The sequence below is a fragment of the Actinoplanes sp. NPDC051494 genome (genome assembly GCF_044454705.1).
GTDB lineage: Bacteria > Actinomycetota > Actinomycetes > Mycobacteriales > Micromonosporaceae > Actinoplanes.
On record NZ_JBITDZ010000009.1, the window covers coordinates 355,897 to 369,675 of the forward strand.

The 13,779-nt window shown below is 65.5% G+C and carries 10 protein-coding genes, 1 tRNA gene and 1 pseudogene; 10 read left to right on the forward strand and 2 right to left on the reverse strand.

Annotated elements, in window-relative coordinates:
* Positions 1 to 17 precede the first annotated feature (17 nt).
* Positions 18 to 507: pseudogene (locus tag ACIA6A_RS29195) on the forward strand (DUF418 domain-containing protein).
* A gap of 84 nt (positions 508 to 591) precedes the next feature.
* Positions 592 to 664 (forward strand) — tRNA-Arg (locus tag ACIA6A_RS29200).
* 649 nt (positions 665 to 1,313) lie between these two features.
* On the opposite strand, the gene ACIA6A_RS29205 is transcribed toward ACIA6A_RS29200, so the two are convergent.
* Both ACIA6A_RS29205 and ACIA6A_RS29210 read right to left on the reverse strand, forming a co-directional pair.
* Complete coding sequence (locus tag ACIA6A_RS29205; protein ID WP_396101095.1) at positions 1,314 to 2,027, reverse strand: hypothetical protein; 714 nt, start codon at positions 2,025 to 2,027, stop codon at positions 1,314 to 1,316.
* Positions 2,024 to 3,235: a helix-turn-helix domain-containing protein gene (locus tag ACIA6A_RS29210; RefSeq protein ID WP_396101096.1), complete on the reverse strand. Its 1,212-nt coding sequence runs from the start codon at positions 3,233 to 3,235 to the stop codon at positions 2,024 to 2,026. The genes ACIA6A_RS29205 and ACIA6A_RS29210 overlap by 4 nt, the downstream gene beginning before the upstream one ends.
* Before the next feature lie 670 nt (positions 3,236 to 3,905).
* On the opposite strand from ACIA6A_RS29210, the gene ACIA6A_RS29215 reads away from it, so the two are divergent.
* The 8 genes from ACIA6A_RS29215 to ACIA6A_RS29250 all read left to right on the forward strand — a co-directional run bounded on the left by ACIA6A_RS29215 (position 3,906) and on the right by ACIA6A_RS29250 (position 13,549).
* A complete protein-coding gene (locus ACIA6A_RS29215) occupies positions 3,906 to 4,748 on the forward strand; it encodes an aspartyl/asparaginyl beta-hydroxylase domain-containing protein (RefSeq protein ID WP_396101097.1) in 843 nt (280 codons plus the stop codon).
* A gap of 46 nt (positions 4,749 to 4,794) precedes the next feature.
* Positions 4,795 to 5,661 (forward strand): hypothetical protein, encoded by an 867-nt coding sequence (locus ACIA6A_RS29220; RefSeq protein WP_396101098.1) that lies wholly within the window; start codon positions 4,795 to 4,797, stop codon positions 5,659 to 5,661.
* On the forward strand, positions 5,658 to 6,215 hold the full coding sequence (locus ACIA6A_RS29225; protein WP_396101099.1) for an LOG family protein: 558 nt from the start codon (positions 5,658 to 5,660) through the stop codon (positions 6,213 to 6,215). The genes ACIA6A_RS29220 and ACIA6A_RS29225 overlap by 4 nt, the downstream gene beginning before the upstream one ends.
* A complete protein-coding gene (locus ACIA6A_RS29230) occupies positions 6,212 to 6,754 on the forward strand; it encodes an orotate phosphoribosyltransferase (RefSeq protein WP_396101100.1) in 543 nt (180 codons plus the stop codon). The genes ACIA6A_RS29225 and ACIA6A_RS29230 overlap by 4 nt, the downstream gene beginning before the upstream one ends.
* Complete coding sequence (locus tag ACIA6A_RS29235) at positions 6,751 to 7,449, forward strand: HAD family hydrolase (protein ID WP_396101101.1); 699 nt, start codon at positions 6,751 to 6,753, stop codon at positions 7,447 to 7,449. The genes ACIA6A_RS29230 and ACIA6A_RS29235 overlap by 4 nt, the downstream gene beginning before the upstream one ends.
* Before the next feature lie 289 nt (positions 7,450 to 7,738).
* A complete protein-coding gene (gene alaS / locus ACIA6A_RS29240; RefSeq protein ID WP_396101102.1) occupies positions 7,739 to 10,408 on the forward strand; it encodes an alanine--tRNA ligase in 2,670 nt (889 codons plus the stop codon).
* Positions 10,409 to 10,989: 581 nt separating this feature from the next.
* Positions 10,990 to 12,111 (forward strand): hypothetical protein, encoded by a 1,122-nt coding sequence (locus ACIA6A_RS29245; protein WP_396101103.1) that lies wholly within the window; start codon positions 10,990 to 10,992, stop codon positions 12,109 to 12,111.
* Between the two features lie 628 nt (positions 12,112 to 12,739).
* Positions 12,740 to 13,549: a phosphotransferase family protein gene (locus tag ACIA6A_RS29250; RefSeq protein ID WP_396101105.1), complete on the forward strand. Its 810-nt coding sequence runs from the start codon at positions 12,740 to 12,742 to the stop codon at positions 13,547 to 13,549.
* The last annotated feature ends 230 nt before the right edge of the window (positions 13,550 to 13,779 follow it).

A 13,779-nucleotide genomic window follows, 5' to 3' on the forward strand; every position in this document is an offset into this window, starting at 1 on the left:
AGCTCAGGCACGACGTCGTGACACCACCTCGGTGGGCCCGCCGCTGTCCGACCGCGGCATCGACGAGGTGGCGAGCTGGGCGGGCCCGTCGGGCGCTGATTTGTCGGGCAGGCCGCACGGGGACCGGCGCAGCGTGTGCGGACCCGGACCACCCCGGCAGGAGTTCCACATCAGACGGTGACCATGAGCCCGCGCTGACATACAGCGTCGCGCTGCTCTACGCCCTCACCACCCGCGTCGGCCCGGCCATCGACCGAATCCTGGCGCCGATGGGCCGGATGGCATTGACCAACTACGTAAGCGCGACTCTTCCTGGCCATTGCGGGAGGCGCGGCCCTCGGACTACACAATTCAGCACACTACGGTCGAATGCTCGCTTTGGCGACGCTGATCCTCGCGCTCCAGGCCTGGGCCAGCTGGTGGTGGCTCAGCCGGCACCGCTACGGCCCCCTGGAGTGGCTCTGGCGAAACATCACCTGGTGGACCCGGTCACCCAACCGCCCCTGACCCCACGCGGACGCCGGACGGCACCATGCTAAAGTCGTTACTCGCAGGTCCGGAAGCGTAAAAACCTCCGGGCAAGCGAGGTAAGCGCCCGTAGCTCAATGGATAGAGCATCTGACTACGGATCAGAAGGTTAGGGGTTCGAGTCCCTTCGGGCGCACTTCTTGAAAATGCCGTGACCTGCGGAAACGCGGGTTGCGGCATTTTTGTTTCCCATTCCAGGCCTGCCGAAATCCCGGTATGTGGGATGTGGTGATCCTGTGGTGATCGGTTGTTCTGGATCGGCCTGTCCGTCCTGGTGCCGACCAGTGCCTTTGCGTCCGGGCGCGACCACGGTCGTGTCAACAGTCTGTCGTCAGGGCTGGACAGAGGGGGGATTGCGCCGCTCGGGCGACGGGTTACACGGCGGCCAGGCAAAGGCGTGTGGCCTGCATTGATGCTGGCCGAGTGAGCCCGAGTGGGGCCGACGGGCTGGTCAACACTGGCGCGGTAAGCCGCATCTGATCGCGAGTCTTTGTTTTCGCCGCATTCGATTGCCGGGTCGACCCTTCCCGGAGGCGGTGATCCAGCGGTGATCCGCTGTTGAAACAGCGCCGTTGTCACAGAGCGCGTGATGAATGCCTTACGCCATAGCATCGACATGACTTGATCTATGCGGCGAGTCGCGCAATGGTTCGTGCACCGGCCGGAGTGCTGATCTGACCCTGCCGGCACCGTGGCGAACGGACCACACGTGGACCCACGCCGTGGCAGCGCTGCCGGGCTCCTCGTCAGGGGAGTCCGGCACGTGGCGCTCCTTGGTCACCTCTCTACCTTGTTAGGTCGCCAAAGGCGATGAACTCGTTGGTGGGTGTCTCGTCGGCAACGCCTCTGAACTGCGCGTTCAGTACCCAGCGGGCGGGCGTACGGTCCTCGTTCTGTTGGAGCCAGAGCACCCGGGCGCTTGTCAGCACATGGCCGACCCGGCGTCGTGTCGTGAGCCAAGTCTGGAACTCGGGGTGACTCCACACCGGAAGCGGAATCTGGCGCTCGACGGAGCTTCGGCGCGAGCCGTTCCCGATCATTGCCATCGCTGCTGTTGCGGCGTCGTCGAGGGTGGCGGTGACTGGGGCGCCGTTGCGGACGGCGCATTCTCGGAGGTATCCGACGTGCATGGCGTTGGGCGGAGCGCCGAGGACGATTCGGCCGCTGGCTTCCCACCGGCCGAACTCCACGTTCGTGGTCAGACCTGGCAGGTGCTGCATGTCTCTGGGCACCCAGAACAGGATGACGTCGACGATGGCAAGCCAGCGATCTTCCCAGGCGTGATGGTCGTACTTCAGCGGCTTGCCATCACGCGGTTCCGGCACGAATACGACAAGCTCGCCGGGCCCCGTCCAGGCGCCCTCAACCGCCTTGAGCGCGTCGGGGCGCCACGACGGGACGTCCGTTGTTCGCGGCATCGGTCCTGCGATGAACAGCGACGCATCCCAGGCCTCGGGTGGCTGCTCGTTGGCGTAGACGACGGTGACGCGGCTGCTCACGGGCTGACTCCGACGCGCTCGCATAGGGCTCGTAGCTCGGTCCATCCCGTTCCCCGTCGGGACTTCTCCAGTAGGTGCCGCACTGTTTCGGTGACCAGCGGAGACAGCCGCACGCGTTGTGGCGCGAGGCGTTCGGCGTTGAGGAGCATGCGCAGGGCTTCCGTGTCCTTGTTGATGTTGCTGAGTGCGCGGGCGGTGTCGATGTAGAACGCGGCCTGTCGCGAGCGTGAGATTGCTGCGATGCCGGTGGGGTCGATGTCTCGGGCGATCTGGACGGCGGCTCGTGGATCGCCGGCGTCGGCGTTCATGCTGACGCGCCATACGTCGATAGCTGTGGGCCCGAAGTTCAGTCCGAGTGCTGGGGATTGGCCGGTGAGTTGCGCGATGCGCTCGGCTTCTCCGATGGCGGCGTCTGCCGCGTTGGTGTCGCCGAGCGCCAATTTGGAGAATCCGGTCATCATGTAGAGCTGGCCGAGCATCTCTTTGCCGTGAGGCTTGTCGACGTGGGGTTCCAACTCTGTTGTGGCTCGTTCGGCGATCCGGAGCGCCCGGGCGTACAGCCCGCATCCACTCGCCGCGTGGGCCTGTGACCATGCGGACAACCCCAGCATGACGGGGTTTTGGAGGTACGTCGCGGCCTGGCGGCCGCGGTCGGCAATCAGCACTGCGGAGGCGGAGTCGCCGAGGTATCTGATGACGAATGAGGCGGTGTCCTGGGCAAGGACCAGCGCTTCGAGAGCCCGCTCGCGCTCGATGCCGAATGCCGCAGCGTGCAGATCGCGAAGCAGTGGCGGGATGAGCTTCGCGGCTCCGCTGTAGTCGCACTTGAGGCGCAGGTCCATGACGAGGTCGAGACGCTGAATCAACGGCTCCAATGGCGTCTCGGTGATGGCGGGCGGATCCTCGAGATCGGCTTCGATGGCCGCCTGCATGATGTGGTAGATGGCGCTCTTTGTCTCTGTTTCGCCGTGCTCAGGGCCGATGACGCCGGTGCCGGTGAGTTCGGCGAGGGGCACGTTGAGCGCCTTGGCCAGAGCGGCAAGCATGAATCGGTTGTCGGCGCTGCGTTCGCCGCGTTCGAGGCGACCCCATTGCACGTGGCTGATGCCCGCGCGGGATGCAGCATGGCGGATGGACCAGTTGCGCTGGAGGCGCAGCATTCGGAGACGTTCGCCGATTGGTTCCGTCGCGATACGCGGAGATCTCATGCCTGCTCCTGGGGCGTTTCGGCCCCTGCGCGTCGAAACTGCCGGAACCACTTGGTACCAGTGTGGCACGCACCCCTCGCTAACTTCCACACACGATCAGTAGCCGAATACCTCACCGGTTGATGCCGGTGGAGTGCCGACTTGGCTGGAGATCGCGTCAGGACGGAAGGGAGAGCGATGGCGGGGGCGACCGCGTACTACGCGAAATCGGCGACGGAGCCGCTGGCCCAGGCGCAGCAGATGTTGGACCGGCATGTGACGTCGAGCGCGACGGGCCGTTGCCTGGAGTGCGGTTCGCTGGGGCCATGTGGGCAGCGAGAAGGCGCGGTGGCGATCTTCGCGCGAAGTCTGCGATTGCCGGTACGTCAGCCGGGGGCGAGTCGGCCTGAGTTGGTGGGCGCGGTCCGGGTCGGTGTGCCCTTGCTTCCGCCGGCGAGGCAGCGGTGAACGCCGGTGCCGCGCAGCCGAGTGAAAACGATGATCAAGGCAACCGTCGCGGAGTTCGCGCCGCCTGACGGGACTGACGCGGGCGTGGCGGGCTCTTCCCGTGTGGACGGTCACGCCAGCTCGGTCAACCCCTCTCCTTCCGTACTGCGGCGTCGCTGGTTGCGCCGAGACACCAAGCGTCCTTTCCCGATCCTGTTCCGGCTCTCTGGAAGGAAGTCCCTTGATGACCACCACCTCCGTAAACCCGACGACACTGCCGGCTGACGTCGCCGCTCTGCGGCGGCTGGATCCCGGCTTGATGGAGCGGCTACGCCACGAGGCGTTGACCATTCCGCAGGACTGGGTCGTGGAGTACGGCGACTACCAGAACGGCGGCTGGCACACGCTGTCGCTGCTCAACGACTCCGGCGACCCCCGCGACGTCACGATCCGGGACTGTCCGCAACCTCAGCCCACGGCCCTGCTCGAGCGGATGCCTGCCGTGCAGGAGCTGATCGCCGAGCTGGGCGTACGGGTCATGTGGGCACGGCTGGCCCGCCTGGACGCCGGCGCGTTCCTATGGGAGCACCGCGACTACGGCGAGCTGACCACGGCCGAGCGGCACCGGCTGCACGTGCCGCTGGTGACCAACTCGTCGGCCTACCTAGTGCTGGGCGGCACGAAGGTGCACATGAGCGTGGGCCGGGTATGGCGGCTGACGCCCACCAGCCCGCACGGCGTCTGCAACCGCTTCGGACCATCTCGGATTCACCTGATCATCGACTGCTACGCCGACGACACCTTCACATCGCTCAACCACGCCGAGGCACCGGAGCCGGGTGACGCCGAACCCCTTCCCGAACCGGAACAGGCGCAGATCGATGAGGCGGTCGCCACCGCGACCGGTCTCGCGGAGCTGGGCTATGACCACGCCGCCGAGACGACGCTGCTGGAGCTGTTCTACCAGCAAGCAATGCCGGAAGGCCTGGCGTACGACCTGATCAGCGGCATGTACGACACCCTGCACCGCGACGACGACGCCCAGCGGTGGAAGGCAAAGAAGAACGTGATGCTCGGCCGCGCCTGACCACCGTCCCGCAAATCCCCTCGTTCGTTCTCCAGGAGGTTCCGTTGTGAGTACCCGTCTGCTCGATGACGTCGCCGCGGTCAATCTGCCGCGCCAGTTCGGACTGCTGCAGAAAGCGATCGACGTGATCGGCCGCAGCAACGCCGTGCACTCGCTGCACGTGCGCGGCTCCCTCGCGGCCGGCACCGCCGACCGGCTCTCCGACCTCGACTTCATCGTCGCGGTCCACGACCCCAGTTTCGGCCCGTTCCTGCGGGTCATCGACACCCTGATGAGCGCCGAACTCGGCGCTCTGCTGCCGGGCTGGCGGGACACGATCGTCGCCCGGATGGGCGGGCTCGGCTACGTCTTTCTCGTCCCGCACGAAGGCGCCCTGCACCAGATCGACCTATATGCGGTGCCGGTCTCGCGGCTGGACATCGTGCTCGCCCGAACCAAGGCGATGCCGGTCTACCAAGCCGACGGCGAGCGCCGCGAGCGCAACAGCCAGGTCGACTGGCTCATCAACAGCACCCTTGACCGGCCCTACACCACCCAGGAACTACTTGTGGAGATCCTGGTCCTGGGCCACATGATCGACAAGCGGATCGCGCGGGGCCAGCGGTACGTCGCGTACGCGGAGATGTTCGCCCTGCACACCGCGGCGAAGAACCTCATCAAGACGGCACTGGCGCCCGGCTCGGCCTTCTACGGCTGGTACCAACTCGCCGAGGAGATCGGCACCACGCCGATCGGCCGGCAATGCCTGGCCGACCTCGACCGGCTGATCTCTGGCCAGCCAATTCCCGACTCCTACGACCTGACGGCCGCGCTGACCATCGCCCTGGAACTGGCCAACCGTGCCGCCCTGGACGCTGTCACTGCACTACGCCCGGCGATCACCGCCTACTGGCACTACTTGGAGCAGATGTGAACACCGCCGGATCGATAGCGGTGTTCTTCGGCGGCTGCGTTCCGGCCTCACCACACGAAGAACACCTCGCCCACGACATCGGCGTCCTCCTCGCCGAGTACGGCTACACGCTGCGGCACGGCGGCTACAACGGGCTGATGGAACACGCCGCGAAAGGCGCGGCCGAGCACGGCGCCTCAGTAGTAGCGGTCAGCATGCAGAACATGCCGTGGGGCGGCTTCAACCCGCACGTCACCGACACGATCCTGCTGCCCACCATGGGCGAGCGCATGCACGCATTCCTCGACACGGCGGACGTCGTCGTCGCCATGGGCGGCGGCGTCGGAACCCTGCATGAGCTGACCGCAGCGCTCTGGTACGCGAGCAACATCCGCCCGCTACCCGTCGTGATCGCCGGCTCGACTGCGAGTCGGTTGATCAGCTTCCTGCGGGCCGAGCGATGGGTGTACGAGTCACCGACCCGTCCGCTGCAGTTCCTGCACCAGATCGACCGGGCAACCGACCTGATCCCGTATGTCACCGCCGCCGGCGATGCGCATCGGAGCGACCAGTGACGCCCGCGACCACGGCGCTGGCCGAGCGGGTCCTCGCCGTCGGCACGATGAACGGCCCCTACTGGCTGCCCACCGGCAGAGTCCTCGACTTCTACTTCGACGAATATCGCGTCGCCGCGGACCCCGCACTCCTGGCCCAGACCGGCGAAGCCCTCGCGGGACTGCTGCCACCGGACATCGACGTGATCGCCGGGCTAGAGCTGGGAGGCGTGCCGTTCGCGCTGGCTGTGTCGGCGGCCACGGGATTGCCGGCCGCGCTCGTTCGTAAAGCGGCCAAGTCCTACGGCGCCCGGCTGCAAGTCGAGGGCCAGCCGCCGCCGGGAGCCCGAGTGGCAATGATTGACGACGTGATCCGCTCCGGACGACAGATCACCATCGCCGCGACCGCGCTGCGGCACGCCGGAGCCGATCCAGTCGCGGCGGTCGCCATCCTGATCCGACCTGGCAACGCCAAAGCCCTGCTCGACGGCCAGGGCATCGCTGTAGCGGGTGTCATCGACGAGAACCGGACGGTCCGGGCGCGGCAGGGGCAGCCATGATCCATGCCGTGCTGTACGACCTTGACGGTGTGATCGTGGATAGCCAAACCGCCGTCGTCGAAGCGCTCCGCGAGGTTGCCGGCATCGCGCTCGGAATCCTGCCGCCACCTGAGCAGGTTCGCCGCTTGGCATACCTGCCCCCGGTGCAGGCGCTCACCGAACTGGGCGTCGCCGATGCCTCTCGGGTATTCGACGCCCATTTCGACACCGCGTACGCCGCGCACGCACGCAAGTCGCGGCTGGTGCCCGGCATGACGGCCGCTATGTGGCGCATCCGGATGGCGGGACGAAGACAAGCCATCGTCACCTTGCAACGCCGCCGCCGCGTCAACCTGCTCCCACTGGGCGAGGTCCACGATCTGGTCGACACCATCGTGTGTTTCGAGGACGCCACCCCCAAACCCGCACCTGACCCACTCTGGCTCGCCCTCGACCGCCTGCACATCCCACCGGGGCATGCGTGCTTCATCGGTGACACCGCTTCCGACATCCAAGCCGGGAAAGCCGCAGGTGTGCCCGTCTACGGTGCGGTCTGGGGCTACCGAGACGCCGCCGCGCTGGCCGACGCGGGCACGGACGGGCTGCTCTCCCAGCCCGCCGACATTGTCAGCCTGGTCTTGGCCGAGCGGCCGGTCACGGTAGGCTACGATTCCAGCGCGATAAGCATGACCGTGCGCTCCGGCAGTTGCCCGTGAGTCGCAGCGTAGTCAACCGCAGGACGGAAGCAGGAAACGGGCATGGGCATGGTGGGGCGGCGAGCTAGCCGCGCTGAGCTGGGGAACGAGGACCGCGTCCTCGCCTGACCCCCTCGGCCCGGCTCGGCGTGACCAGACACCAGCTTTCCCACCGCTGTTTTCCTGCGCGAACCTGCCTGGACGGACACCGGCGAGGACCCCACACCGCCCTTCCGCGCGTCTGCGCGTGATCTGCGGTGGTGTGGGGCGCCAGGTGCGTTCGCCACCTCATCACCTGTGAGGCTCTGCCGTGCGTTCCGCCGACATTCGCAAGATCTTCTTCGACTACTTCACCAGCAGGGGCCATACCCGCGTGCCGTCCGGCTCGCTCGTCCCCGCCGACCCGACGTTGTTGCTGGCCAATGCGGGCATGAACCAGTTCAAGCCGTACTTTCTCGGCGAGGTACCGCCGCCGTATTCGCGGGCCACCAGCGTGCAGAAATGCGCCCGAACCTCTGACATCGACAACGTCGGCCGGACCACCCGGCACGCCACGTTCTTCGAGATGCTCGGCAATTTCTCCTTCGGCGACTACTTCAAAGCCGACGCGATCCGGTACGCCTGGGAACTGCTCACCGAGCACTACCGCCTCGACCCCGAGAAGCTGTGGATTACCGTCTACCAGGACGACGACGAAGCCATTGAACTCTGGCGTCAGGTCGGCGTCCCCGCCGAACGGATCCAGCGCCTCGGCATGGACGACAACTTCTGGTCAATGGGCGTACCCGGCCCCTGCGGACCCTGCTCGGAAATCTGCTACGACCGGGGCCCCGCCTTCGGTCCCGCCGGCGGCCCCGAAACAAATGGCGAGCGGTACCTGGAGATCTGGAACCTCGTCTTCATGCAGAACCTCCGAGGTGAAGGCGCCGGCGGTGGCAAGGGCGACTTCCCGATCCTCGGCGAACTGCCCAACAAGAGCATCGACACCGGCCTCGGCCTCGACCGAATCGCCGCGATCCTGCAAGACGTCGACACCGTCTGCGAGACCGACCTCCTCGCGCCCACCCTGGCCGCCGTCGAACGCCTTGCCGGACGACGTTTCCCCGGCCGCAACGGCAGCGACGAATCAGTCTCCTTCCAGATCGTCACCGAACACGCCCGCTCCACCGCCTTCCTGATCGCCGATGGAGTGCTTCCCGCCAATGAGGGCCGCGGCTATGTGCTGCGCCGTCTGATGCGCCGCGCCATCCGCCACGCGCGGTCCCTCGGCATCGACCAGCCCGCCCTGGCTGATGTCGTCGGCAGCGTCATCGACAACCTCGGCGACGACTGGCCCGACCTGCGCGCCCAACGCGAACTGATCACCGCCGTGGTCAGCCGCGAGGAGGAAACCTTCGGCGTGACCCTGCGCCAAGGAACCCGCCTGCTCGATGCCGCGATCACCCGTACTCGAAGCAGCGGCGGCACCCAAATCATGGGAGAGACCGCGTTCGAACTGCACGATACGTACGGCTTCCCCATCGAACTCACCCTCGAAGCAGCCCAGGCCGCTGGTCTCACCGTCGACGAGGACCGCTACGCCACCCTTTTGGACGAGCAGCGACGCCGGGCTAAGAAGAGCGGCAAGGCCCAGACCGCAGCCGCGATGCGCCGCCAGGACACCTACCGCGAGATCCTCGCCCAGCACGGCCGCACCGACTTTGTGGGCTACACCGACACCAGCGCCGACACCGAAATCCTCGCACTGCTCGCCGACGGAGAACCGGTCCTCGAAGCGAGTGAAGGCCAGCAGGTCGAAATCGTCATCGGTCGGAGCCCGTTCTACGCCGAACGCGGCGGGCAAATCGGCGACATCGGAACCCTGACCACGAGCGACGGCACCACCATCGAAGTCACCGACACCACCTATGGCCTCGACGGCTTCCACGTCCTCACCGGCCAGGTGACTGCTGGCCAGGCGCGGCCCGGCCAGCTGGCCCACGCCGTCGTGGATGCCCAGCGGCGCGCCGCGATCGCCCGATCCCACTCAGCCACACACGTCCTGCACGCCATGCTGCGCCGCAACCTCGGCGACCACGCCCGCCAGCAAGGCTCCCTCGTCGCCCCGGACCGGCTGCGGTTCGACTTCACCCATTTCGCGCCTGTCGAGCCGGCTCGACTTCAGGCGATCGGCACCATGATCAACGACTATCTACTCGCCGACCCTGCAGTACGGGTGTGGCATGCCACCCGTGCGGAGGCCGAAGAAGCCGGAGCCATCGCCTTTTTCGGCGACACCTACGGCGAGCGTGTCCGCATCGTCGACATCGGCGACGCCTCGCGCGAACTCTGCGGCGGCACCCACGTCGCCCACGGCGCTCAAGCCGGCCCGGTCCGCATCCTCGGCGAATCCTCCATCGGCGCCGGACTGCGCCGCATCGAAGCCCTCACCGGCCGCGACGCCTTCCAACGAGCCGACCACGAACGCCGGCTCCTCGACGAGGTCACCCACCTGCTCGGAAGCCGACCTGACGACCTGATCACCACCCTCACCAAGCGGCTCGCCGCACTCGCCGACGCCGAGAAGACCCTCGCCGAATACCGACGCCGAGAACTGGAGAACGTTGCCACCAAACTGGCCGGGCAACGTCGCGTACTCGACCACGGAACCCTCGTGGCCGCAACGGTAAACGACGTGACCACCGCCGAACTCCGGACGCTCGCTGTAACGGTCAGAGAGCTCCTGCCACAAGAAGCCGCTGCGGGCGTCGTCCTGGCCACCGTCAGCGACGGCAAATCGCACCTGGCGGCAGCGATCAACCGCGTCCTGTTGGACCACGGAGTCCAAGCCCGGCATATCCTCGCCGAGGCTGCCACCACGATCGGCGGCGGGGCTGGCGGCACGGGCCCGCTCGCCAGCGCGGGAGGACGCAACACCACGGCCCTAAAGGCGGCCCTGACCCAAGCCGAGGAATCCCTCGCTGCCGCCATCAACCGGTAACGCGCCCGCACCGAACCGCAGCAACCTGCTCAGCTCCGAGTGCTCTGGTCAGCGAGACACTGGCCAGAGCACTCGTTTCAGCCGGAGCAAGCTGTGTGCTTCGGGCGGACAGCGAACCCGTAATCGTGCAGCTCCACGAGCGCTTCGGACCAGAGGTCGCCAGCGACCATCGGACAGACCCAGCCCAACGTTTCCAACCCGCCACTGCGAGCTCGTGTCCTGGCTGCAGCCTTTGTCCGCCGTGGCCGTAGCCTCTCCGGCGAAGTGACGGCATTCCAACGGATTCTCATGCCGAGTTGAGTACGTTAGATCAGGCCGTACCCGAGAACCGCCGGCAATCAAGCGCATCAAACCTTCTCGTAGCCTGGCCGCCTTTGCGGCAAAAGGCGGAGTCGCCTAGGCATACCCCTGCAAGTCAGCTTGTCGGCCGTATAGCTGAATCTAACAGCCTATCAAGAAACGAGCCCGCGCACCTCAAATTACGCCTAGTGCTACCGCATTCCGGAAGTTTGAGTCGGGCCATGATAGAAGATGTAGATTCCTCGTGAACGCCAGCTAATAGACTACGCAAGGATGCATCGATGGATCTCGTGGCGCTTGTCGGGAACGGGCTCTCAATCGCCTGCGAGCCTCGCTTTAGCTGCAGCTCCCTGACGATCGGAATGCAAGAGAAGTTCAAGAATCTCGGCCTGGATGGCGCGGACACTGCGCTCCGGAAATTTGCCGAAAAGCTAAACAATTCCAGAAGTATTGACAACGCCTTTGAGGAGATGCTCGGTCCACTCGAGGCTGCGAGTGGGGTTTTAGGTGGACTCTATGAAATGGCGTCCGCTCTAAGGTCAAGCATGCCCGGCAATGGGGATAAGATTCTCGAATCCTTGCGGCGAGCCGAGCGATTCTCGGATCTCTTCTATCGCCTCGGAAGCACGGGGATCTTAGAACTCATTGAAGAAGTATCCGAAGGCGTCGATATTTCGATTCCGAAGGCTCTGGTGGAGGGTCTTGTCGAGGTCGCAGCTCCAGGGAAGTTAACCATCGGCACGTTGAACTACGATGCCCTGCTGCTCAGCGCGGTACTTGCTATCGACGAGGAGCGGCGGACCGCCGGCGATCTTCACTTTGCTGCGGACATGGCTGACGGGCGAGTCGAGATGTTCCATGAGGTTACTCCAAGGAAGGAAATTCGCGGTCACAGAATTCGTCGCAGCATTAGCGACTTTCCGTCCTGGCCTTTAACGCTTCTTGCACTCCATGGATCACTTACTTGGCTACGGGATACCCGGAGTGGCGATGTCTGGAAGTTCGAACTTTCGGACATTCGTAGTAATCCAAATTACTGGAATGATATTCTACAATCCTCGGACTGGAAGCCCGCTGTCATCATGACTAATCAGTCAGGAAAGGCTTCGCGGGTAACCGAGCAACCCTTCAAATTGGCCTACGAGGCATTCCAAGAACGTCTCGGCGGAGCTTCGCGTTGGATGATCGGGGGGTACGGCTTCGGCGACGAATGTGTAAATTCCGTGCTCGCAGAGGTGGCAGCGAAACGCCACGGAGTAAATTGCCTTGTGGTTACTCATGCAGGATCCCCCACGAGGGACAAAGTTGAGGAAGTTTTGCGCGGCGTTAGTAGCTGCCATATTTATGACGGGGACCTCAAGGACCTTCTGCGAGCCGACGAATGGCGAGAATGGAGGAGATAGCGGCGACGTCCTCTTCCGCGCTTAGCGCGTTGACCTTCGTTGGGTGGTCCTTGGCATGGCATCCGAGGCGCTGATGGTCGATGAACGAGTGCCGCCCGCCGGTATAGCGTTGGCGGGTGAGGGAGCATTGCTACAGCGCGGCGAACATCACGGTCCTGACGATGGCTGACTCTGTCCGTAAGCGGCCAGGCATGTATTTTGGTGTCGGTCGGGGCGATCCGCGTCTGGCAACCGAGGTGCTGTGCGCGGTCGTCGGCCACGCGTTCCATCCGGCAGCCAAGGTGGCCGCCAGCCACACTCCGCACGTCGTTGCGGACATCACCGCGGACCTCGCATTCGCGGTGACCGACGACCAGGCGGGCACCCTCACCGGGCCCGGCGCGCCCCGGCTGGGTTACGAGGGGTCGTTGCTGACGGCCGAACGCTGGTCGATCGCTGCCGCGGCAGCGGTGAGTTCGCAGGCTGTTGTCGAGGTCTGGCGAGCAGGCCGGGGTTTCCGTCAAACTCTCCATCAAACCCGTGGCTTGACAACCCGTATAACTGACGTCGCATCCGTAGTTGCGCCCCGGCTCGCCAGCGAACCATGGACGTGGCGTCCGGGGCACGACCCGCTGCTGAGGATCGGACCTTGTCGCCCACACGAATCGCCTACTGGCAACTTCCACCATCGGTTCGCTACCGGATCGGCGAAGCCGTCGGTCCGGTCATTGCCGCTGACTCGATCAGCGACGGATTGAACAGCTCTGTCGCCGCGATACTCCAGACGTCCGCCGGTTCCTACTTCGTCAAGGCCCTGCCGGTCGAGCACCGCTGGGTATGGACCCAAGAGCGCGAGGCCGAGATCGCCCCGCACGTCGAGACGGTGGGCTCCGGCCTGATCGCCCGGATCACCGATGACGCCTGGGACGTGCTGATCTTCGACGCGCTCGACGGACATCATGCCGACTACTCGCCGGACTCCAAGGACCTCGGGCACGTCGCCCGGCTCATCGCGCGCATCGGTGAACTACCCTGCCCGGACCTGTCTCTCCGGCGAGCAGAACAGCGGCTCGCCTCGTACACCAGCGCCGGCATGCTTCACCACTTCCAGGGCGGCAGTCTCCTGCACTCCGACCTCAACCCGGCCAATGTCATCGTGAGCGACGACGAGGCCCGCATCGTCGACTGGGGCTGGGCGACTCGTGGAGCAGCATGGCTGGACGCCGCCTACTGGGTCAGCTGGTTGATCGCGGCGGGACACACGCCGAAGCAGGCCGAATGGTGGGCGGAGCAGGTGCCGGCCTGGCGTATGGCGACTGTCGAGGGCGTGACGGCCTTCGCCGTAGCGAACGCACGGATGTGGGCCGCGTCCGGTGACGGCAGTACCGACCCGTGGACGCGGGCGATCATGCACGCATCCGAGGTATGGCGTCGATACCGAGAGCAGGAAGCGATTTAGCGACACGATGTATCGCGACATCATTGGCAGCGCTCCAAAGGTGCTTCCAAGGAGCTCCGTTCCTGGTCAGACAGCACTTGACCATTCCGAAGAGTCACGCGATCGTTCGTGCACCTGGTCAGGTGGCTACGCAACCAGACTGGTACCACGGTGGTCGGCCCAGTGGCCATCGCTATGGCAGCGCCGCCGGGCCTCCCGATGAGGGAGGTCCGGCACGTGGCGTTCGGCCG